The 24,043-nt window shown below is 43.0% G+C and carries 16 protein-coding genes; 8 read left to right on the forward strand and 8 right to left on the reverse strand.

The genetic code is table 11. The annotated features are described in order from the left end of the window. Nucleotides 1–243: PfkB family carbohydrate kinase (locus ACKWCA_RS23360; protein WP_413979497.1), on the reverse strand; the 243-nt coding region annotated here is incomplete at its 3' end. A 42-nt stretch (nucleotides 244–285) separates the two neighbouring features. Then, nucleotides 286–1,299, reverse strand: coding sequence for a zinc-binding alcohol dehydrogenase family protein (locus ACKWCA_RS23365; protein ID WP_413980670.1), 1,014 nt, complete (start codon nucleotides 1,297–1,299; stop codon nucleotides 286–288). A 168-nt stretch (nucleotides 1,300–1,467) separates the two neighbouring features. Here ACKWCA_RS23365 and ACKWCA_RS23370 point away from each other — a divergent pair, with 168 nt between their 5' ends. Beyond that, nucleotides 1,468–2,343 carry an AraC family transcriptional regulator gene (locus ACKWCA_RS23370; protein ID WP_413980671.1) on the forward strand — a complete coding sequence of 292 codons (876 nt, stop codon included), beginning with the start codon at nucleotides 1,468–1,470 and terminating at the stop codon, nucleotides 2,341–2,343. Nucleotides 2,344–2,417: 74 nt separating this feature from the next. Here the strand turns inward: ACKWCA_RS23370 and ACKWCA_RS23375 are convergent, their stop codons facing one another. Both ACKWCA_RS23375 and ACKWCA_RS23380 read right to left on the reverse strand, forming a co-directional pair. Then, a complete protein-coding gene (locus ACKWCA_RS23375; RefSeq protein WP_413980672.1) occupies nucleotides 2,418–3,974 on the reverse strand; it encodes an alpha-L-fucosidase in 1,557 nt (518 codons plus the stop codon). A gap of 166 nt (nucleotides 3,975–4,140) precedes the next feature. Further along, nucleotides 4,141–5,010, reverse strand: coding sequence for a 3-keto-disaccharide hydrolase (locus tag ACKWCA_RS23380; RefSeq protein WP_413980673.1), 870 nt, complete (start codon nucleotides 5,008–5,010; stop codon nucleotides 4,141–4,143). Between the two features lie 779 nt (nucleotides 5,011–5,789). Here ACKWCA_RS23380 and ACKWCA_RS23385 point away from each other — a divergent pair. From ACKWCA_RS23385 to ACKWCA_RS23400, 4 genes are all read left to right on the forward strand, one after another. Then, nucleotides 5,790–8,852: a SusC/RagA family TonB-linked outer membrane protein gene (locus ACKWCA_RS23385; RefSeq protein WP_413980674.1), complete on the forward strand. Its 3,063-nt coding sequence runs from the start codon at nucleotides 5,790–5,792 to the stop codon at nucleotides 8,850–8,852. A 29-nt stretch (nucleotides 8,853–8,881) separates the two neighbouring features. Continuing rightward, the gene (locus ACKWCA_RS23390) at nucleotides 8,882–10,432 is read left to right on the forward strand and encodes a RagB/SusD family nutrient uptake outer membrane protein (protein WP_413980675.1); all 1,551 of its coding nucleotides are present in this window, start codon (nucleotides 8,882–8,884) and stop codon (nucleotides 10,430–10,432) included. Nucleotides 10,433–10,497: 65 nt separating this feature from the next. Next, on the forward strand, nucleotides 10,498–13,827 hold the full coding sequence (locus ACKWCA_RS23395) for a VCBS repeat-containing protein (protein ID WP_413980676.1): 3,330 nt from the start codon (nucleotides 10,498–10,500) through the stop codon (nucleotides 13,825–13,827). A 35-nt stretch (nucleotides 13,828–13,862) separates the two neighbouring features. Beyond that, nucleotides 13,863–14,900: an SMP-30/gluconolactonase/LRE family protein gene (locus ACKWCA_RS23400; RefSeq protein WP_413980677.1), complete on the forward strand. Its 1,038-nt coding sequence runs from the start codon at nucleotides 13,863–13,865 to the stop codon at nucleotides 14,898–14,900. A gap of 8 nt (nucleotides 14,901–14,908) precedes the next feature. On the opposite strand, the gene ACKWCA_RS23405 is transcribed toward ACKWCA_RS23400, so the two are convergent. Next, the gene (locus tag ACKWCA_RS23405) at nucleotides 14,909–16,963 is read right to left on the reverse strand and encodes a thioredoxin domain-containing protein (protein ID WP_413980678.1); all 2,055 of its coding nucleotides are present in this window, start codon (nucleotides 16,961–16,963) and stop codon (nucleotides 14,909–14,911) included. A gap of 1,031 nt (nucleotides 16,964–17,994) precedes the next feature. On the opposite strand from ACKWCA_RS23405, the gene ACKWCA_RS23410 reads away from it, so the two are divergent. Both ACKWCA_RS23410 and ACKWCA_RS23415 read left to right on the forward strand, forming a co-directional pair. Beyond that, the gene (locus tag ACKWCA_RS23410) at nucleotides 17,995–18,933 is read left to right on the forward strand and encodes a PorP/SprF family type IX secretion system membrane protein (protein WP_413980679.1); all 939 of its coding nucleotides are present in this window, start codon (nucleotides 17,995–17,997) and stop codon (nucleotides 18,931–18,933) included. 10 nt (nucleotides 18,934–18,943) lie between these two features. Next, nucleotides 18,944–20,872, forward strand: a complete 1,929-nt coding sequence (locus tag ACKWCA_RS23415) for an OmpA family protein (RefSeq protein WP_413980680.1) — start codon at nucleotides 18,944–18,946, stop codon at nucleotides 20,870–20,872. A 24-nt stretch (nucleotides 20,873–20,896) separates the two neighbouring features. On the opposite strand, the gene ACKWCA_RS23420 is transcribed toward ACKWCA_RS23415, so the two are convergent. Continuing rightward, nucleotides 20,897–21,037, reverse strand: a complete 141-nt coding sequence (locus ACKWCA_RS23420; RefSeq protein WP_413980681.1) for a hypothetical protein — start codon at nucleotides 21,035–21,037, stop codon at nucleotides 20,897–20,899. 117 nt (nucleotides 21,038–21,154) lie between these two features. Here ACKWCA_RS23420 and ACKWCA_RS23425 point away from each other — a divergent pair, with 117 nt between their 5' ends. Continuing rightward, nucleotides 21,155–21,442, forward strand: a complete 288-nt coding sequence (locus ACKWCA_RS23425; protein WP_413980682.1) for a hypothetical protein — start codon at nucleotides 21,155–21,157, stop codon at nucleotides 21,440–21,442. Between the two features lie 32 nt (nucleotides 21,443–21,474). Here ACKWCA_RS23425 and ACKWCA_RS23430 read toward each other — a convergent pair whose 3' ends face one another. Beyond that, nucleotides 21,475–22,845: an alkaline phosphatase family protein gene (locus tag ACKWCA_RS23430; RefSeq protein WP_413980683.1), complete on the reverse strand. Its 1,371-nt coding sequence runs from the start codon at nucleotides 22,843–22,845 to the stop codon at nucleotides 21,475–21,477. After that, a complete protein-coding gene (gene eboE / locus ACKWCA_RS23435; RefSeq protein WP_413980684.1) occupies nucleotides 22,838–24,043 on the reverse strand; it encodes a metabolite traffic protein EboE in 1,206 nt (401 codons plus the stop codon). The genes ACKWCA_RS23430 and eboE overlap by 8 nt, the downstream gene beginning before the upstream one ends.

Below are 24,043 nucleotides of genomic sequence, written 5' to 3' on the forward strand. Positions count from 1 at the left end.
ATGGACGATCTTGTCCACGCCCACGCCGCGCTTGCGCATTTCCATCAGGGCACATGCGCCGATATCGTTATCGGGCAGACGGGTCACGAAATCCACCGGTACCCCATAGTTGGCCAGGGACACCGCGACATTGGACTCCCCGCCGCCGTAGACCACATCGAACGAACTCGCCTGTGAAAATCTCAGGAATCCCGGAGGGGACAAACGGAGCATGATCTCTCCGAAGGTTACTACTTTTTTCATGGTTGACTATTTGTTGTTTTATTCTTTATAAAGCTTGATTTATTAAAAATTAACCGTAGCCTTTATCACCCCGGTAGCAGGATCCAGCCAGCTATTAAAATTAGAAATCATCTCACTAAAATCTACATTATGCGTGATGAAGGAATCTACCGGGAAACGTCCTTGTTCCAATATGGATATCACGTATTCAAAATCTTCAAGAGCAGCATTTCTACTGCATAATATAGTGGTTTCTTTGGCGTGAATCGCCGGGTGGGTAAAGGTCAGCTCCCCTTTTGAGAGGCCCACCAATACATAGCGTCCGCCATGGGACATATAGTCGGGGCCGGCCTCTAAGGCTCCCTTATGCCCTGTTGCATCGAAAACCACTGCGGCCATATCACCGTCGGTCTTATCAGCAACCTCTTGCACGGTATCGGCACCTGCCAAAACCGTATCATCTACACCTAAGACGTTTTTCGCGTACTGAAGGCGCTCTTCATTCATATCCACTGCGATGACTTTGGCTCCCGCTATTTGCGCAAACTTCATCAAACCCAAACCTATAGGTCCGCAACCAACGACCACAACGGTTTCGTCTTTCGTTATCCTTGCGCGTCTAACCGCGTGTGCTCCAATAGCCAACGGCTCAACTAGGGCCATTTGATTATTGTTCAATTTTTGCGCAGGTAGCAATATGGAAATAGGTACCGTGATATACTCCTGCATACCCCCATCGGTATGGATACCCAAGACCTCTAAACTGGTGCAGCAATTGGTTTTTCCATTGCGACAAGCGACGCAAGTGCCGCAGTTGAGATAGGGCATAACGACTACATTATCACCGGCCTTCAACCCCAAGGCATTGTCTTCGATCTCTTCTATTCGTGTGGCCAATTCATGCCCCAAGATTCTGGGATAGGTAAAAAAGGCCTGGTTGCCCGCAAAAGCATGCAAATCAGTACCGCAGATACCTACCTTGGTCACTTTTAGAAGTGCCTCACCTTTCTTTCTGACCGGAGCTGTTCTTTCCTTCAGAAGGAACTCCCCCGGTTTTTCACAGACAATGTATTTCATAATTGAACTTGGAATAAAAAATATTGTACTATCAAAAATACAGTAAGGAACGCTTTCCGGCTACCACAAATCGCACTAATTCTAGTACTTTTTTTGCCCAAACCATCTTCGGTTCGCTTTTTTTGCATTTAAAATAGCGGTATTTTCACATCAACCTTTGGCAAATAGATGAAATTACACCTATTACATCGCGATAAACCTGAAAATAGCTCGTTCATGGTAACCCACCATGTCGAACCTTATTTTCTCAAGGTATGGCACTATCATCCGGAATTAGAGCTGGTACTCTCCTTAAAAAGTACGGGCACTCGTTTTGTTGGCGATAGTATCAAAAAATTCGAAGAGGGTGATGTGGTACTTATCGGAAAGAACCTGCCACACATGTGGCTCAACGATGATGTCTATTTTCAAAAAGATAGTAATCTACTCGCAGAGGATATCGTGATTCACTTTAATCGGGAGTTTTTGGGGAATGGCTTTTTGGAAACGGACGAAATGCGACCCATTGCGGAACTCTTACAGAAATCAAGACATGGAATAAAATTCATTGCGTTACCCAAAAAAGTGATTCGGGATATCTTGAAAATAAATCGATTGGAGGCCGGTTTCAAAAGGACCATGAAATTTACAAAGGTGCTGTACCAATTGGCCCAACATCAAACTTTTGAATTGTTGGCCAGTGAGGGATTTGTACATTCCTTCAAAAAAAATCAAAATCAAAACTTGGATAAAACATATGAATACATCTTCGAAAATTTCGCCCAGCCTATCTCATTGGACGATGTCGCAGCGGTAGCCAATATGAACCCTTCGGCCTTCAGTCGATTTTTTAAAAGAGTCAATCGCAAGACCTTTTCAAGATACTTGAATGAGGTTAGGATCGGATATGCCTGTAAACAGTTGATTGAAAACAAAAGCACTATTTCAGCTATTTGCTACGAATCGGGTTTCCATACGATTTCAAATTTCAATCGGCAATTCAGGGCCATCAAACAAATGTCTCCCAGTGAATTCCTAGCCTATCAAAAGCGACAATCGAATTGAAATTAAAAGGCGCACCAAAGTTGAGTTCAACCCCAGTGCGCCTTTTCGTTATTCAAAGAGCTGCTACTTTTATGTTACAACGTTATTTCCAAAACATGGGCAAAATTGCCTGTTTTAGCCCCTAGACCCGATACTTCAAGTGCAGCATCGGTTCTTTCGAAAGTAAGGTTCGCATCGCTACCCAAAAGTCGTATGCTTTTGATATCGATATCTTTGGCATGTTCACTTGTGGCACCCAATGATTTGATATTTATCTTAGCATCTTTGGGCCAGTCAAGCATAATCGCATAGAGCTTATTACCATTGGTGGTAAAACGTATATCTTGTGCGGTGAAATCTTTTTTCTTCGCATGCTCCGACATATATCCACCCTCTTCCTCCGTTGGGCCTTCCCCAAAAGTTTTCCAATATTCGGAATTATAGATGGCCTCCCCATTCGTTGCCAGCCAGTCGCCTATCTTTAAAAGGGTTTCTTGCTGGTCCTCAGGTATGGTCCCATCTGCCCTTGGTCCGACATTAAGCAATAGGTTACCGTTCTTCGATACGATATCAACAAGGTCATCAACAAGTGAGTTGGGAGTTTTCGCTTCTTCGTTCGTCACGTAACCCCAAGAATTTTTTCCAATAGAGGTATCGGTCTGCCAAGGTAATTTTCGAATCCCTGGAAGCTTACCGCGTTCAAGGTCATAGATAACAGTACCTTCCGGAAATGCTTCATGAAATAAGTTCTTATCGTTTATGACCACTTCTTTACCCCACTCAATACCTTTATTGTAGTAATAAGCGGCCAATTTAGGACGGTACTCTTCATAATCGGGTATGTCCAAATAGAAATCGAACCACAATATTTCAGGTTGGTAATTGTCTATCAGGTCAACGGTGCGGTCCCACCACATTTTTTTGAACTCTCCCGAAACGGGCTCCTTTAAATCTTTTCCCTTCGGTGAATATAGATCGGCATACTCCGGATCCACGGTATCGAAGTGGTCTTTTTTATTATAATAAGACCAGTTGAACGCATAATGTGAGGAGGCGCCCATAATCAGTCCTTGTTTTCGGCCCTCAGCGAAAAGTTCACCAAGTACATCACGTTTAGGTCCCATATTGGCCGCATTCCATTTGGTTGCTTTTGAAGCGAACATGGCAAAACCGTCATGATGATCGGCAACTGGAACCACGTATTTCGCGCCCGCTTTTTTAAACAATGAAATCCATTCTTTTGGGTCGAATTTTTCCGCTTTGAACATCGGAATAAAGTCTTTGTATCCAAAATCCTTTAGATTGCCATAGGTTTTCTTGTGATGGAGATAGGTCTCATTCGGACCGTCTTGCTGAGGTTTCAATTGGGCCGTAAATGTAGCACTGTCCATATACATTCGACGCGGATACCATTCGGAGCCGTGTGCAGGAACGGAATAGGGCCCCCAGTGAATGAATATTCCGAATTTTTGATCATTGAACCATTCAGGATCTTTGTAATTTTTTTTGATGGACTCCCAATTAGGTTCAAAAAGTGCTACAGAATCCATTTTGGATGCCATGTCCTTTTTTGCATCTTCCTTTTTTGATCCACACGAAAACAAGAGGATGGAAACTAATAGTATTGTAGAAACTCTTCTCATTAAAATCATCTATTTATCAGGTTGGTTAACGCAGCAATATCGCCACAAAAAGCAAAAGCTAAATTCAGTATTTTCTTTCCATCGCCTATTATTTTTTGACCAAAATAACACAACAAATGGTTTGTCGACCCAATTATCATTTGTTCATGGCTATCCATTATAACGCAACTCTTGCCTATTTCAAGAACTTTGGCAACTCGGTTATCTTTCGAATTTCAATATTTCGATAATACGCCTCGGCGGCCTCGGACTGCAGTTGAATCTTTCCGCGTGTTACGATTTCGTAACCCACTTCGGTGCGGCGCTCCGCTTTATCTAAGATCATCACTACCGTACCATTTACAATGTGAAACGATTGTCCATTGAAACAGACCAATTCTAAAGTATTCCACTGCCCATAAGGCTTTTCTGAATTACCTCGCCTTACACCTCGATACATATTCTTTCCTTCAAGGCCGATACCCAGTCGCGTGGGACTCCCTGATGGGTCGTACTCATAAAAACCTGTTTCATTCATACGGGTTCGAATCGTATTCACGCCGCCGGCCAAGCCGAAGTAATCACCCATATCCCCTTCTTGAATCTGAAACTCTTGAGACTCCATCCAAACATTCCAAAAAGCGCCCTGTTCACCATTGCAATGATATAAAAGACCATTATCGCGCTTGTCATTCAATCTGGGCTCCCACTTTTTTTCACCCCATTTGAACTCAAGCTTCAGGTGGTAGTTTTCATAGATCTCCTTGGAGGTTAGCCCGCCATAAATTTCACCACTTACATGAAGAACTTCTTCCCCATCCACTTGATGCATCGAAAACACTTGTAATGGGTCTTTATTCAAACCTAACGGGGTACCTTCCATGCCGTCTCCCTTAGGGGCCTCATCCAAACCTTTGACCGTATGATGGGGAACGCCAATGAAAACATCCCACCTTGAAAGCTCATCGTCCAACAAAGGGGTCCATTCCGCTTCTTGGGCATTGAGGATAGGGGTCATCAAAAATTCTATCGCTACAAAAAGAATCACACATTTTAAGTTCCTCATAATCGTTACGTATTTTACTTTTTTTGTTCTATTTCAATACAAAGGCGTACTCCCCTATTTTCTCATTTCTGAAAATGACCAGTATGCTCGTTGGTGTTTTTTTGTATTTCGGTTGAAGAGTCCTTCCCAATAACCGCAAGTTAGATATGCCAAACTTGACATCCTTAAACCATTCTGGGGTCTGATGCTGTCTTAATGATGGCCAAGTAGCTTCATAGTCCACTGATTGTGCACTAATCCAAGTGGGGAAAAGAACTAAGCAAGGGATACAAAACTTGGTTCCAGACCAAGCTGAGGTACGGCTACGAACAAATAAAACTGACATGGTAGATGAATAAATGGTCCACTATAAAAAATTCAGTAACACAAAGATTACCTAATCAAAAAGTTTGAAGGGTCACGCATGTCTTTATTCGTAAAACAGATATGTAGTTCTACAAATTTTGGTTGCATTTATAGGATAGCCGCATATTGTTTTAAACAGATCACTCAGCATAAATCGCAACTACGGTATTTTACTTGAACCTACTCTTCCAAAGGATTCAAGCGTCTACAAGATGCTGCATTTGAACCACCTAGAAGTTCGTCCAAATTCATAGAACAAATGGTTTTGGACGCCTTGATTCCCCTAGAAAAAAAATGGAGCGGATGTTTTTCAAAGGAAACCATTTGTTATTTCATACAAGATGTTTGTGACGTAAGGTAGTTTATGTTGGATGTAATTTTATCCCCAATTAAAACTATCTAAATAACCTTTTAAGAACTAAATGTTTATGAAAATGTTTGAATTAACTCAAAAAAAATGTTCGATTCGCATGTTACTCTGCGCGTTTGTATGGTTTTCCGTCTGCGTCGTAGGTCATGCGCAAGATGCTACCGTTAGCGGTACGATTACTGATGACACAGGTCAGCCCCTGGCCGGTGCTAACGTTTTGGTAAAGGGAACTACAAACGGAACCCAGTCGGATTTCGATGGTAATTATACCATAGATGCCTCATCCGACGCCACCTTGGTATTCAGTTATCTCGGTTTCACTACACTTGAAGAAGCGGTCAATGGACGATCGGCTATCAATGTATCACTTGAAGAAGATGCGAGTCAACTTGAAGAGGTTGTCGTTATCGGCTATGGCTCTCAAAAGAAATCTGATTTGACCGGTGCGGTAGGTACCGTTGGAGGAGATGATATCGAAAATCTTACCTACAGCGACCCTGCACAGGCGCTCCAAGGTAGAATGGCCGGTGTCAATATTCAAGCTCAAGGCGGAGCGGCCGGGGCTACATCCCTCATTACAATTAGAGGTACAGGGACCTTGTCCGCAGCTGGTCCTTTATTCGTTATTGATGGTGTTATTACAGGGAATATGAATTCTGTCAACCCTCAAGACATCGATACCATTTCTGTTTTGAAAGATGCGTCTTCAACCGCTATTTATGGTTCTAGGGCCGCCAATGGGGTGGTCATCATCACAACCAAAAAAGGTACTCGAGGCAGATTGACTATCGATCTAGATACCAATTATGGTTTCAACCATGTCATAAATACCATTGACTGGGCCGATGCAAGGCAATATGCCGATATTGTAAACAGGGCCGATGATAATGATGGCACTCCCCGATCTCCCGCGAATGATACCGAGTTTAACCCAAATCGTACCAGTAATCTTTATGATGAATCACTACGAACGGGTCAGATTACCAATACGAACCTTCGGTTAGCAGGCGGGGGCGAGAATACCCTCTTTAGCCTTTCGCTAAGTCATTTTGATAATGAAAGTGTGGTCAAGTATGACGATTTTGAACGATATACGGTACGAGCCAATGGCTCGTTTACCAAGGGTAATTTCAAACTTGAAAACACTATTGGTTTGACCCGTTCGGTCAATAATCCTAACCCCTACTTTAACAAAGAGCGTAATTTACTCCCTACCATTCGTTTGAAAGATGGTGATGGGAATTGGAACTCTTCCGATTTAGCTCCAGGATCGGCCCTGGCAACATTCTACGGCCCGGGAACTATTATTAACGAGTTAGGAGTTGCCGCTTTAGAGGACAGAACCGTAACCAACAGCAATGTCTTGGGAAATTTGGCGGCCTCCTATACCCTTTTCGAAAGTCTTACGTATAAATTGAATTTAGGATTGGAGTTCAATCTGAACAACAACTATAGATTTAGACCTCAAGACGCAGTTTTCGTCAATGGGAATTTGGGTAATTTCGCTGAAATTAGTGAAAGAAACGATACTTTTCTATCGACGCTGATCGAACATACCCTGAACTACAAAAAGACCTTTGGCAAACATGGCTTAGATGTGATCGGTGGTTTTACCCAACAAGAGAACAACACCAGAAGACTTGGTGCGGATGCGAGAAGATTTCCTTCCAATGACATACGCGTTCCCTCGGCCGCTGAAGAAGTTTCCAATGCGCCCTCTTTCGATAATACTTCGACAATACAATCCTATTTTGGTAGAATCAATTACTCTTTTGATGACCGATACCTGTTGACCGCTACGATACGTAGAGATGGCTCCTCACTATTTCTTGAAGGTTTGAGATGGGGTACCTTTCCTTCTGCGGCCTTTGCTTGGAACATAAGTAATGAAAAATTCATGGAGAATGTCTCGGCAATTTCAAATTTGAAGTTTCGAGCCAGTTATGGTGAAATCGGATCGAACAACGTTGAGGTCTACGCCGTTGACCCGCAATTAAATCTATTTAGTGAGTATGTTTTAGGCGACACTCCAGGTCGAGTTACGGGCTACTCGATTACGCAGGGGGTCAATCCCAACATCTTTTGGGAAACCACAAAGACCACCGATATCGGTTTGGATTTTGCTGCCTTCAACAATAAGCTTGATATATCAATGGATTATTTCATTAAAAAATCAGAGGATATCTTAGTAGGTATTCGTCTACCGATTTACACTGGTTTTGATAATGACGTCCCTTTCAATACCGCCAGTGTGGATAACAAAGGGTTCGAATTCTCGGCGAATTACAGAGATCAATTAAGTGATGATTTTTCTTTTAATGCGTCATTCAACTTTTCTACCTTGAATAATGAAGTAACAAGTCTAGGGGGTTCTACGCCAATAATTACGGGAAGCTTTACATCAAACAGTCTAAATAGCAAGCGAACGGATATCGGAGAACCCATCGGCTCCTTTTATGGTTACGTTGTCGACGGAATCTATCAAACCGATGCAGAGGCCGCTGCGGCCAATGATGCATCAGGGACCCCTGTGGCCGGGGATTTGAAATTTAGGGATTTGGATGGCGATGGTGATATAGATGTGGATGATCAAACCTATCTGGGCAGTGCCATCCCTAATTTTGAATACGGTATTAACCTTGGGGCGAACTACAAGCAATGGGATCTGAACTTGTTCTTCAATGGCGTTTCAGGAAATACACTCCTAAACAGTAATAGATATCGAGGTTTCTTCGATACGGATGGAAATTACTTGGCGGAGGCCTTAAATGCATGGACCCCTTCAAACACTAATACTACTATACCTAGAAATACGCAGGCCGATAACGGTTTCAATAGAAGAATGTCTGATTTCTATCTTGAGAGTGGTGCTTACTTTAGACTACGAAATGCCCAGATAGGGTATAGTCTTCCAGACACGATCTTAGATAAAATCAAACTCAGTAAACTTAGATTATACGTTTCCGCAATTAATCTATTTACCATTTCCGATTACTCGGGATACTATCCTGAAATCGGTAGAAATACCAGAGGTGGGGAAGATCAGAGACAATTCAACCTGGGAGTGGACGAAGGTGTTATTCCTACACCAAGAACGTTCCAGGCTGGTTTACAAATTTCCTTTTAACTTAAAAAAATAGCAAAATGAAAAATAGAATGAATAAACTTAAGATTAGTTTGGCGTTGCTTGCGGTCTTTGCATTCACTGTGAACTGCAGTGATGACATTTTAGACCAACCCAACCCCAATGCATTGACCCCTTCATCTTTTTGGCAGAGCGCCGAAGATGCGGAAAAAGGAATAATTGGCGCATATAGTCCATTGACCAACATTCTGTACTATTCCAGATTTGAAGTTTTCTTATCGGACTATCGTGATGATGTCATCAATGGTTTTGGCACATCTGATAGAACACAGGCAAGTTATTTCAACACAGACCCTGCAGGTAATCCCATAAAATGGGTTTGGCAGGCCATGTATCAAGGTGTTACAAGAGCCAACGAAGTTCTTTTTAGGGTACCCGATATTGAAATGGATCAAACGACCAAAGACAACATTCTTGGTGAGGCTCACTTCATCAGGGCTTTTAACTATTTCAATTTGTTGAACAATTGGAGAAATATTCCCCTAATTACTATACCCTTTACTGAAATAGAAGATCCACAAGCAATAGTGCAGGCGGATCCATCGGAGGTATGGGCCCTCATAGAATCCGATTTACAAGCCGCCCAAACCTTATTGCCTGAATCTTGGCCTTCCGATCAAACGGGAAGAGCGACCTCTGGCGCCGCCATAGCTTACTTAGGTAAAGCCTTTTTGTATCAGCAAAAGTTTGCGGAAGCCAAGGCAGAATTTCAAAAAATAATAAGCAGTGGCAACTACCAGTTAATGGATAATTACGCTCATAATTTTACCGAGGAGTTTGAAAATAACGCTGAATCTTTATTCGAGATTCAACTCATTGCCGATGGCAATGGTGCTTGGGGTGGTGATGCACCAAATCGCGGAAAAGGGTCGGGTTACCAACCTGATTTTGCTCCGGCCGGTTTCACCAACCAAGATGGTATGACCGTAAACCAATGGGCACTCGACCTGTTTTTGGACGAAAGGACAATAAATGATGAAATTGACCCGAGAACGTTCGTCACTTTCTTTTGGAATACCAATGAGACCACAACCTATGAGGGAGAAGTTCTTGAATCTAAAACCTACCTCGATCAATCTTACACCGACGTTTACGATGCTTCAGCTACTGATATTTATGGTAATAAATGGCTTGATTGGGAATTTAACGGACTTTCCCAATCTTTGGCAGAAGGTTGGCATGGTGCGGGCAATAACTTAAGAATGATGCGCTATGCTGATGTATTGTTAATGTTCGCTGAGGCAGAGTTTGAGCTAAGTGGTTCTTCTGCCGCGGCATTGGATGCCATTAATCAAGTACGGGCACGGGCGGATATGCCGGCCTTCACTTCGTTGACCATGAAGGACATTGAAGATGAACGAATCAAAGAATTGACTTTCGAGCGTACGAGGTATTTTGATCTACTACGTTGGGATAAAGTTGTTGATGTCATTGTCAACAATCCTGATCTTAAATCGAGAAGTGCAGGAACCAGTGCTTATAAACCCGGGAGAGAGTATATGGCCATTCCACAGAACGAGTTGGATCAAAACCCCAACCTAGTTCAGAATGATGGATATTAAGTTTGTTGAGTTAGTTTAATAAAAAGGAACCGCTTAGTTTAAGTGGTTCCTTTTATCTTTAGTATATGATAAGAACTATATTTTTAGTCACCACTGCCCTACTCCTTTTCTCTTGTGGTACTACTGAAACCGATACCGATGCATCGGCAAATACGTTCAGATTTACCAAAGTAGCACCAGAGTCATCAAATGTGCATTTTGTCAATACCATTATTGAAAATGACACATTGAATTATTTCAATTTCCCGTATTTATATCTTGGTGGTGGGGTATCCATTGGGGATATTAATAATGACGGCCTACCGGATATCTATTTTACAGGGAACAAGGTGCCCAATAAACTTTATCTCAACAAAGGAAATCTCGTATTCGAAGACATCTCGGATACGGCAGGGGTTGCCGGTGACAATCGTTGGTATACGGGCAGTACGATGGCCGATGTGAATAACGATGGTTACTTGGATATTTATGTAAGCGTATCTCGCTATGCATCCGAGGGCATCAATCAATTGTTCATCAACAATGGTGACAACACCTTCACGGAAAGTGCCCAAGAATATGGTATTGCCGATAGCAGCACCTCGATTCAATCTACTTTTTTTGACTATGACAATGATGGCCTACTAGATCTTTTTGTCGCAAACTATCCTATTGTAAAAGTGAGTATGGGCAATGCCTATTACTATGAAAAAATGAGGTTAAATAGCTTTGAAAACTCAGGGCATTTGTACCACAATAACGGTGACGGGACCTTTACCGATATGACCGATAAGGCGGGGGTGCGAAATTTTGGCCTTACCTTAGGGCTAATCGCCAATGACTTCAATAATGACGGCTATAAAGACCTGTATCTTTCCAACGATTTTAACGTTCCCGATTATCTCTATCAAAATAATGGTGACGGTACATTTACCGAAATATCAAAATCGGCGATGCGACATACGGCAATGTTCGGTATGGGAATCGATGGTGGGGATTTCAATAATGATGGACAAATAGATTTACTTCAAGTTGACATGACCGCTGAGGACTATAAAAGATCGAAGACCAACATGGCGAGCATGAGTCCCGAAACCTTTTATGAAGGGGTCGAACTCGGATTTAATTATCAATACATGCAGAATACATTACAATTGAACAATGGGGTCGATAAGGGTGGAACTCCTTCTTTTTCGGATATCTCGAGGTTTGCCGGCATGGCAACCACCGACTGGAGTTGGGGAACCATTTTCGCTGATTTCAACAATGATGGCCTGAAGGATGTTTTTATATCCAACGGAGTGAAGCGAGATGTGAATCATAATGATACGAACGAAAAATATAATGTGATAAGTCCCTTTGGGGCACCGAAAAAAAAAGACTTTCGACTCTTACCTAGCACACCTATTGCCAATTATGCGTTTCAAAACAATGGAGACTACTCCTTTACCAATACAACAGTACCTTGGGGCTTTGATGAAAAAGGGTTTTCCAATGGTTTTGCCGTTGCTGATCTAGATAACGATGGAGATTTAGACCTTGTCATCAATAACATTGATACTCCTGCTTCGATTTATAGCAACCAAGGAACAAAAGGAAGTCATTTTATAAAGGTAAAATTGGAAGGGCCAAAGGAAAATCCGTTCGGCTTAGGAGCCAAGGTTTCCGTTCGCACCGATTCTACAGAGCAGTTTCAAGAACTGACCCTAACCAGGGGGTATCAATCAAGCACGGAACCTATTGTACACTTTGGTCTAGGCCAAGCCAATCGGATAGATGAATTAAAGGTGATCTGGCCCAATGGGAACATCCAACTATTGAGTGGTATTGAAGTGGATATTTTAAAAGTAATCACCTATGAAGATAGTATCGCCAATGCTACATCTAAGAAGGAACAGCACAGTGCTATTTTTGAGGATATTACCGATAAATGGAATCTCGATTTCAAGCATACCGAAGACTACTATGACGACTACATTTTCGAACCGCTACTACCCCATGAGAACTCCGCTATGGGTCCGGCGTTGGCCGTAGGCGATGTCAATAATGATGGCCTTGATGATTTCTTTATAGGCAATGCAGCCAGAAGTAGTGCCAAGCTTTTCATTCAGAACCGAAATGGCAGTTTTGATTCGATGTCCGGCCCTTGGGAACAAGACATGCAATACGAAGATACGGGAGCCTTATTTTTTGACGCTGATGGTGATCAAGATCTGGATTTGTATGTAGTAAACGGTGGAAATGATAGAAGGAAGGCGCCGTCTTATTACCAAGATCGCTTATACATCAATACGCAGCAAGGTTTCATCAAGAGCGATCAAGCACTGCCGAATATTACCGCTAGTGGGTTGAACGTGACCGCAGCCGATTATGACTCCGATGGGGATCTAGACCTTTTTATTGGAGGTAGAATAGTACCAGGCCGATACCCGGAAGCCGCTAGAAGTTATATTCTAAGAAACGAAGGAGGGCGCAATGAAGCCGCACGATTCTCCGATGTCACAGAGCAATTGACACCGCAACTTGTTCAGCCCGGGCTTGTGACCAGTAGTCTGTGGGATGATTTTAACAACGACGGAATGATCGACTTGATCATCGCTGGCGAATGGATGCCCCTACGGTTTTTCAAAAATACGGGGGAAGATTTTGAGGATGTTACCGAACAATTAGGATTCAATCAGAGTAAAGGATGGTGGTACGGTCTTGAAAAAGTAGATTTCGATGGTGATGGGGATATGGATTATATAGCAGGAAATCTGGGCCTGAACTACAAATACCGAACCAGCACGGAAACCCCCTTTCAGGTATACGCCAATGATTTTGATGAAAACGGTACGCTCGATATCGTCTTGAGTTATGAGAAAAAGGGAGTTCAATTGCCGCTTCGGGGCCGTGAATGCTCCTCTCAGCAAGTGCCCGCCATCAAACAGCGCTTTGAAACCTTTGAATCTTTTGCAGATGCGGATCTAAACGATATCTACGGCAAAAGCATGTTGGATGAGTCATTGCATTACACGGCAGATACCTTTCAGCATTATTGGATCGAGAATACGGGAAATGGCTCGTTCAAGTTGAATCCTCTTCCGAGTCAAGTCCAGTTTTCATCCATTAACACCATGGAGGTATTTCATTACAACGACGATCGGTACCCTGATATCTTGATTGGGGGCAACCTTTATGGATCAGAAGTAGAGACCCCACGAAATGATGCTAGTGTCGGCCTTATCGTGCAAGGTGATGCTCAGCAACCCAAAGTTGTTTCCCCCTCAACAAGTGAACTTATTGTTCCAGGGGAGATAAAGGCAATTTCGAAAATCGAATTGGGCGAGGGTAAAACCGAAGCTTTCCTCTTCGCGTTAAACAATGATAGCCTAAGATTAATTACTTTTAAGAAACAAGACGTACAACAAAAATGAGAAACAACCCTATAATACAGTTTAAGGTCACCTGCATGGCGCTACTACTTACGCTGGCCCTCGCATGTAAGCAGCAAAAAAAAGCGCCTGAAGATGCTACCGGTATTACAGCATCGGAAACTAGGGCCCCATCGGATATAACCTCCAAATTCGCGATCGAGATCTTCGATGACCGCGCGATTGAAATCATAAATAGCGATGCTAAAATCGAGGTTTTGGCGAGCGGTTTTGAGTGGACGGAAGGCCCTTTATATGTTGAAGATGGCAACTATCTCTTGTTTTCGGATATTCCGAATAACAAGGTCTATAAATTAAACGCGCAAAACGATACGATTACGTATCTGCACCCTTCCGGGTTTTCGGGTGAAGATTTTACTGGAGCCGAACCGGGTTCCAATGGTTTGCTACTGAGCCCTCAAGGAGATCTCGTAATAATGCAACACGGAAACCGACAGGTCGCTAAGATGAATGCGCCTATCGCAAGTCCGAAAGTGGATTATACGACTATAGTAAATAGGTATCAAGGAAAACGATTCAATAGTCCGAATGATGGCGTCTATGATACGGAGGGCAACCTCTATTTTACCGATCCCCCATATGGCTTACCTGGGCAAATGGAAGATCCCGAAAAAGAGCTCGAATTTCAAGGCGTATACTGCCTATTGACCTCAGGAGAACTGGTGTTGGTCGATAAACTTAGCAGACCCAACGGTGTGGGACTTTCCCCCGACAACAATACGCTGTACGTGGCCGTATCGGATCCAGAAGGTGCGGTCTGGCAAACATACAATCTGAAAGCCCCAGGTATCGTTGACAAAAAGGAATTACTATTTGACGTGACCCATTTGGTGGGTAAGGAAAATGAAGACGGACTTCCTGATGGACTCAAGGTCAATAAGGATGGAATTCTTTTTGCCACTGGACCAGGCGGTGTTTGGGTTTTCAACCCAGAAGGGAAAGTCCTAGCTCGCATTCGAACTGGACAAAAAACGGCGAATTGTGCTTTTGGAAAGGACGAAAAAAAGCTCTTTATGACCGCTGACGACTATATCTTGGCCGTAGATTTAAAGTAAAATAGGGCTTAAAAATTCTCCAGTTGCTCCAATGCCGCGGTGACAGTGGTCACCGGTAATTTGCACACACGGTCTTGGCATACATATATATAGGTCTTCCCGTCTACAAACCGATCTTCAAAAAGTGGCAACTCACTTTCCTTAAGACTTCCAACAATAAGTGTATTGGGAATAAATCGGGTCTGTAAATCGTTTATGTCCGACTTCGCGTTTTCCCCTACCACGGCAATTTCATAAAAAGGATATACCACCTTCAATAGCAGGTGACTCCAATTGGCATAACTAGAACTATATCCGGTCACGTAGGGCAACAGTGTGGTCAACATCGTTTTCGATTGTTTCATATAGGCCACGTTGTAATTGATATGCCCCAACTGGAACAAATTATTGGCGATGACCGAATTCGGGGAAGGAATATCACCATCATGGGTTTTGACGATATTCGAAATCAGGTCTTCATTATCGTTGAATCGGAACAATCCGGAATTGGAATCCAAGAACTTTTCTTGGGTAGTTTTGGTTAAGATAGTAGCAAAATCGAGATAGGAGCTATCGAGGCTGACCTTATAAAGTTGGATCGCTGCTTGGGTCAGAAAAGCATAGTCTTCCAAAAATCCCTCGGAACGTTTGCTACCTACTTTGTACGAATGTCTCAATTGACTGTCGGAATAGCTCTTCTCAGTGATGAAGTCGTAGGTGGCTATGGCTTGTTCCAGAAAACGTTCTTCATTAAAGGCCCTATGGGCTTCGATCAAACCACTAATTAAAAGTGCGTTCCATGAGGTCAATACCTTGTCGTCGGTATTCGGTCTAACGCGGGCATTTCTGGCCTCCATCAATGCTGCAGACCATTTGTTTTTGTATTGTAGAAGTTCTTCCGCTCCAATCTCGTGTTCTTGTAAAAAGGCGGCATCCGAGCGTTTTTTATGAAGTATATAATGGTCATTCTCCCAAGCCTCTCCTTGTTCAATGGCATAGTACGAGCTGAACAGCGTAAATTCCGCTCCTAAAAGATTTTTGAGCTCTTCTGCTCTCCAAATGTAGAATTTGCCTTCCTCTCCTTCACTATCGGCATCCAGCGCGGCATAATAGCCCCCTTCCGAATGCTTCATTTCCCGGTTCAAGAAATCGATGGTTTCAAAAACAACCTCTTTGTACCTCGATTCCTTGAAAACGGCATACGCCTTAGCATAAAGGCCGACCAGCTGTGCATTGTCGTAAAGCATTTTCTCAAAATGCGGTACTTTCCAATTCGGGTCCGTACTGTAGCGAAAAAATCCGCCACCTAGATGATCATAAATCCCCCCGTTGGCCATTTGATCCAAGGTGTTCTTAACATGATCCAATGTTGCTTGATCTTCGTTGACTAAGGCATAATCCAAAAGAAAGTCAAGACTATTGGGAACCGGGAATTTCTGCTGCCCCTTATCTCCGCCTAACGTTACATCCCAGTTTTGTTGCCATGTAACAGTGGCCGATTGCAGCGCCTCCTTAGTGAGTTTTTCAAACTCGGAAGAAGGTTCGAACACATTGGTCGCTTCGATTCCTGCAGCCAATCTATCTGCATATTGTGCCGCTTTTTGAGGGTCTTCCGTAAATTGTTTATTGACATTGGCCAAAACCTGCATCCATTGGTCTTTGGTGTGATAGGTACCAAGGTATAACGGCTTGCCATTAGGCAAGGTGATCGCGTTCAAAGGCCATCCCCCATTTTGACCCTGCAGCTGCGCCGCTGTTTGGTATACCTGATCGATATCAGGTCGTTCTTCTCGATCTACCTTGATATTGATAAAGTTCTCGTTCATCAATTTTGAAACTTCCAAGTCCTCAAAAGTTTCTTCTTCCATTACATGACACCAATGGCAAGAAGAATAACCGATACTGATGAGAATAAGCTTATTCGTTTCTTTTGCCCTTTCAAGAACATCTTCGTTCCAGGCTTGCCAATTTACCGGATTATGTGCATGTTGAAGTAGGTAAGGACTTGTTTCCCGTATCAAATCGTTCGTAAAGGCATGCTCTTCGTTTTGACCGACAGATTCCTTGCAGGAGTAGGACATCATTATTAAAATGTAAAGAAAGAAGAAAAAGCCAAACCGGAGGACGAATCGCATATGTAATGGGATTAGAGCACAAAAATAAGACAATATGTGCCAAATCGTTTGTAGGGACCGCGGTATTCCAAATAAAATATAATCTATGCGAGTGTCATCAAAAATCGAACAAGCCATCCGTGATTCAGCTTTTTAAAGCCCATTTACGAATCGACACTCCTTCCAAACTAATCATAAAAAAGTAGATGTAAAAAATACTTTACAACTACTGAAGACCTAAAAAATCACCATTTTTCGTCACGTCAACCACATCATCCGCACATTTCACAACAAAACTCAAACACTTCTCAACATTTGTAAGTATTTTCTTATAAATATGTAGGTAATTGCACTTCGTAAACATATCGCTATAGTTGCGTGATAAAAATAAAACTATGGTGAGCTACAACGATTTGAACATCATACTAAAATACAAAATACCACCTACTCACTATGATAAGTAATCAACAAATAGCTATGTGCACTCCGCCTAAAAGGAGTCCTCTACCCGATTTCAAAATAGCATGTGTTAAGAGACAACCCGCTGATATATTGAAAGTTACGGATTTATGGCAAGATGTAGCGTAAAGAAATTGTCCGTGTAAAGGGACGTGCACGGGCATGTTTTAGGTTAGTTGAACATGCGATGCATGTTTGGACCCCGCAAGATTGCGGGGTTTTTTTGTGCATAGAAGTCAAAAGCTATCTACACCACGCGGTAATCAATATCGAATCGCAAACCTCAGGTCTATCTTAGTTGACAACCAAAATGACTACTTACACAACAAATGTAGTACTATTCTTATTAAATAGTTTTTTATTGCATTGCTATTGGGAGCCTAGAGGTCCATTTCACCGTACCATTACAATTCTCAATACTATTCTTAAATGAAACAACTTATATATTCGATGACCTATGTTACCCTTGTAAGAATCCGTAAGGGTCTTTCCACCAAGCTCACTCCTAACCTATCGGAAATCTAGCTTATAAATTAGTAAAAATGAGGAAGTCCTTCATCATATGGGTACTAGCCACCACCGCCATATTCAAAATGGCAGCACAGCAAGATGCGCAGTTTACCCAATATATGTACAACACGGTCGCTATAAATCCTGCTTACGTAGGTTCTAGAGAGGTGTTGAGTATTGCAGCATTGCACCGTTCGCAATGGGTCGGTCTTGATGGAGCACCAAAAACCCAAACCTTCAATTTACATTCCCCTATGGGCAAACAAGTCGGGATGGGTATGTCAATCGTGAACGACCAAATCGGCAATGGTACCCTTAAGGAAACGTCTTTCGATCTAGCCTTTTCGTATAGGGTGCCTATTGGCATTGAAGGACACTTGTCCTTTGGTCTGAAGGCCGGTGGCCATCTGCTCAACTTAGACCTTTCAAAACTCTCTGGTTTTCTGGAAGAACAGCGTAACAATGGCTTTTCGAACGTCGACAACAACTTCTCACCAAATTTCGGAACTGGTATCTATTACCGAACCAATCGCTTTTATGCGGGCTTATCCGTGCCCAATTTCTTGGAGACCGAACATTTTGATGGTTCAGCGAATTCCACTTCGTATTTGGCCAGGGAACGTATCAACTGGTATACCATTCTAGGTTATGTATTCGATATAAACAACAACTTGAGGTTCAAGCCGGCCCTACTCTTTCGAGCGGTGAAGGGCGCTCCTGTGCAAATGGATCTTTCCGGCAACCTATTGATCAATAACAGCTTCAGTCTTGGGGCAGCCTATCGTTGGGAAGCGGCCTTTAGTGCCCTAGCAGGCTTTCAGATCAGCGACCAGTTGCTATTGGGGTTGGCCTACGACCGTGAAATTACCGAATTGGGAGATACCGCGTTCAGCGACGGAACTTTCGAAGTATTCCTGCGTTTTGAATTGTTCGACGGTAAGAATGGCGTATTGACCCCAAGGTTCTTTTAAAGTACAACCCATGAGAAACATACGAACATATCCAATTCTCGCAACCCTATTCTTGGTCTTTGCAGTTCAAGGGCAAGATCGAAGAGAACGCCGCGCTAAAACGAGTTTCGAAAATTATGAGTTTATCAAAGCCATTCGAAACTATGAGGATCTGGTAAAGAAAGGAACCACTTCTCCGGAAATCTATCGTAATCTTGGTGACGCCAACTATTTCAACGCGAACTATTCAGAAGCAGCAAAATGGTATGGATTGGTTTCGGAGAACGATACCGAACCTCTAGGTACCGAACATATGTACCGCTACGCCAATAGCTTGGGGTCTATAAAGAACTATGAGGCGTCCTCGGCCGTTTTACGTAAAATATACGAACGCAACGGTGAAAAAATGGGGATGACCTTCGAGGGTTTCAAAAGGAGTATTGAAGAAAAACAGGGGAGTTACGAAATTGAAAATATCGCCATTAACTCGATAGAATCGGATTTCGCCCCTTCCTTTCGTCTAGATGGTATTGTTTTCTCCACGGCGCGAGATAGTTCGATTATCTATAATAGTACCCACAACTGGAACAAAAAACGCTTCTTGAACCTATATATGGCAACGCGTACTGAGGAAGGCCGCTTTCGCAGGATCATGCGCTTTTCCGATAAGCTCAATACCAGACTACACGAGTCATCAACAGCTTTTACACAAGATGGTAAAACCGTGTACTTTACGCGGAATAGGGAAAAGGGAAAAACATTCGGAAGAGACTCCAAAGGAATCAGTAGACTAAAGCTCTACAGCGCCGTGTTCGAGGATGGAAAATGGAGAAGAATACAGCAACTTCCTTTTAATCAAGAAGGGTATTCAGTAGCCCATCCAGCATTGAACAAAGCGGAAGACAAGCTCTACTTCACTTCGGATATCGAAGGGACACAAGGGCAATCCGATATTTTCGTGGTGGATATCCATCCCGATGGGAGTTTTGGCGTACCAAAAAACCTTGGGGCAAAAATCAATACCGGTGGTCGTGAAACTTTCCCATACGTTACTGAAGATGACATTCTATATTTCGCTTCAGATGGTCATCCGGGTTTAGGAGGGCTTGATATATTTGCCGTGGATTTGAAAACTATAGAAAGTAGCCGAATCGTTAATTTGGGGGAGCCGCTGAACAGTGTTGCCGACGATTTCTCTTTCATTATCAATCCGAATACCAAGAAGGGGTATTTTGCATCCAATCGAGCGGGCGGAATGGGAAGCGATGACATTTATGCCCTTACGGAGCTTAAAGCCTTGGATACGCGCTGCTTTATTCATCTAGCAGGAGTTGTCAAAGACAAGGAAACGGATGCCTTTATACAAAATACTACGGTCACCTTACTGGATGGAAACGGCAGTATCCGAGATGAAACACATTCCGATGCCAACGGCGAATATGCCCTGACTACTGAGTGCCAAGAAACCGATTATGTATTGGTCGCTTCAAAAGATGGATATGCGTCAGATAAGAGAACAATTTCAATGGGTACAATGGATTTCTCCAATATCGCACTGCACCTTGTACCGGAAGACAATGGAACCCTAATCGGCACCGATTTGACAAAACACCTAGGCACGAACCCCATTTATTTCGATTTCAATACATCTTATTTGCGACATGATGCCAAAATGATCTTGGAAAAAATAATCGCGTATCTCAATACATATCCCAAGGCCAAAGTTGAAATTCGTTCACACACCGATAGTAGAGGACATAGGGCTTACAACAAAGTACTTTCTCAAAAAAGGGCTCGGGAAACCTTAAATTATCTGCTATCTAAAGACATTTCCATTACACGGGTTTCCAGTGTTGGAATGGGAGAATCGCAACTAACGAACCGTTGCGATGGCACCATAAAATGTACGGAGAAAGAACACCGAAAGAACAGAAGAAGCGAGTTTATTTTGGTCGAATAGCCCAAATTCGCGGGACACTAAATTCTAGATAGGAGGGGTCGTTTGGTGCTCCTCATTTTTCAAAACCGTTCGCATCGGAATAGCGCTTAGACCGCTCAAACCAAAAAGCGAATTTCCGATAGCAACCCATTTCTTTTCGAGGATCATATCTAAACTTCTTAACATCAGATTATTGTGTTTTGTCGATTATTGTTGGCTCTAAAAATAATTAGTGCGTATTTGAAGAGGTATTCGAATGATAACTTTCAAATATCGACCCAAACTTTTAATTCCGTAAACCCTATGATGACCACGAAAGAGCAAACTTCAAAGTCTAAAAACATCAATGATCGTACGACAAGCTTAGTGCAAAAATTCTATAATTTGAGAATGGCCTTTGAAGCGGATTATTCCGGAAAGTTGAGAAGTCACAAGTATGAAGAAACCCGAGCATTCACAATTTCTTTGAATTATGGTATTTTTCAGGCCAACCGCTTAGTATCCCAAGAATCGGTCTCTGCTCAACATCTAAATGAGTTGCAGCTAAAACTCAATCTACTGAAAAGTGAATTCTCTTCACTTAGGGCTTAATGTAACGAGCGCTATCGGCCGAACAAGCAAGATTAGGTAACATGAGCCTTTAACACCTCGAAAACCGCTGTCGAATCAATTTTCGGGTCGATTTCCATTGTTGTCGCATTCGTTATAAAAATGGGGTAGTCATCTTCATCCTCTGGAATTCTTCCATGCGAGCCCTTCACCAATTTGGCATCTAAGGGAATGATGTTCATCACCGTTCTAAACCCTAATTTTTTGCGAATCAGTTTTCCGATAACCTTGGGCATCACAAATGGGTCTTTGGGGTCGGTCAACATTTCGACAGGATCATACCCTGGCTTTTTATGAATATCCACCATACGTGCGAAATCAGGTGCTTTCTTATCATCCAACCAAAAGTAGTAGGTAAACCAAGAGCGTGAATCGGCAATGACCACGAGGTCACCACAGCGTTGGTGATCCAAATTTGCATTGGCAATTTCTTCGTCTGACAATACCCTTTCGACACCATCCAAGTCTTCAATCAATTTTTTGACTTTCGCCTTCAATGTAGTGTCATTTAAATAGATATGTGCCACTTGATGATCAGCTACTGCAAAAGCCTGACTGGCTCCTGCATCCAAGAGTTCAAGCCCTCTTTCTGTACGAATATTTACATATCCTTCCTTTCGCAACACGCGATTGAGGTGAACCGGATGGTCAACATCCGTAATACCGTATTCCGAAAGCAGGACGATATGGGCATCCTGATTTTCATAGTGTGATAGGAGTTGGCCTACGACCGCATCGATTTCTTCCAAATCTTTGCCAATGACATTAAAGTCAAGTCCGTAGCGCTGTATATTATAATCGAGATGGGGCAGATATACCAAGGTCAACGTAGGATGATGCAACTCATCTGTTTTGATGGTGGCATCTGCAATCCATTGGCTCGACTTAATCGTGGTCTTAGGCCCCCAAAAATGGAATAACGGAAAAGTGCCCAGTTGGTCTTGTAGGGTATCTCGCAGTTCCGCAGGGTGAGAGTAACAATCGGGAATCTTTCTGCCATCGGCCAAATAGTTTGGGCGGGGTGTGACACTGTAGTCCGCCGTAGAATACATATTATACCACCAAAACATGTTCGCACAGGTGAACTTTGGGTCTTCTCTTTTGAGTACGTCCCATAATTTCTCACCTTGCACCAACTTGTTCGACTGCCGCCAGAACTTGACCTCGCATTCGTCCTTAAAGTACCAACCATTACCCACAATACCATGTTCGGAAGGATTTTTTCCAGTGAGATAAGTAGATTGCGCGGCACAGGTGACCGCCGGTAATACCGGATGGATTACCGCCTGTTTTCCTTTTTCAAGAAAGGATTTGATACGGGGAGTGTGTTCCCCGATCAAGCGCTTGGTCAGACCGACCACATTGATTACGACTGTCTTACGCATTGAACATCACTATTTTCTTTAACCATTCGATTTCTCGGACAATGGAATCCGATAGGTCTTTCTTCAACTCTTTCGGTAGCACATCCCAAGTATAGGTTTCTATTTCCAAATGATTCGATATGGTCTTCCCTTTAAGATATTCGGTCACCTTTAGAATATGATCTTGGGTAGAATACAATTTGCCGAATTGTTCCAAGAAAATGGGTACATGAAAGTGCGCGCGCAGCTCGGTAAACACCTTGCGCTCTTTTAAAACAATAGGCAGATCATTGTAGGTATGTACTTTTCCGTCGATCATTTCAGTGACTTGATGCAGATAGGTCGGTTCATCAAAGCGGGCCAGTGATTCCCAAATGGCCTCCATTTCGTCCTCGGCATATAGAATCTTCAATGCGGCGCTGACCTGGATTTTTCCAATGCCGATCCCGCATTCCGAAAGCTTTTGAAATGTGCTTTCTGGTTCTTCATAGGCTAATGAAAAATGGCAGATGTCATAGCACATGGTAATATGGCGCTTCACCAAAGCTACAATCTCCTCCGTTGAAATGGATAGTTCTTTGACCAAGGCCTCTTGCGCTATCGGAAGCAGATAGGTATCGAAAAAGAACAAGAACTCGTCACTATTCTCGATGAGTCCATCAGGTTCCGGTTCCAAGTCAAGGTGCAGGTATTTTCCTGTGCGCAGTTCAATATCATGTAGTTGTAGCACAACTTCGCACAAATGCGCAGCTCCCTTTGTAAACGCTTGGTGCTTTGCATCTTGCGATATATGCCAGTGTTTGTACGAAATGGGAGAGGTCGAAATCCCCCCGTCCATAGCATCGGGAAGTAGCTCCGCCAATTGGGTAAAGAGACGTCTGGTGTAGGTTAGGCGCTCCTTTGTTGTCCAATCAGGCGCATGCACATTATCCTTTACGCGCTCATCATGAAAATTCCCATAGGGGAAACCGTTCATGGTAAACACATATATATCATTTTCTTGCAGCCAGGTTTTAAATTCACTGAGCCGAGGGCCCAGGCCTAATTCTTCACTGGCCTTGTTAGACAGGCGCAGCCCCAGACCAAAAGCCTGCTCGTTCGCCACTTCCTTTTTGATCAAGGGTACATAAGCTTTCAAGCTGCTGAACGTGCGTTCCCAATTTGAACCGGGATGAATGTTGGTGCAATAGGTCAGATGAGCACTATCGTTGATGCGCAT

The sequence above is a fragment of the Maribacter corallii genome (genome assembly GCF_047345415.1).
Classification (GTDB): domain Bacteria; phylum Bacteroidota; class Bacteroidia; order Flavobacteriales; family Flavobacteriaceae; genus Maribacter_C.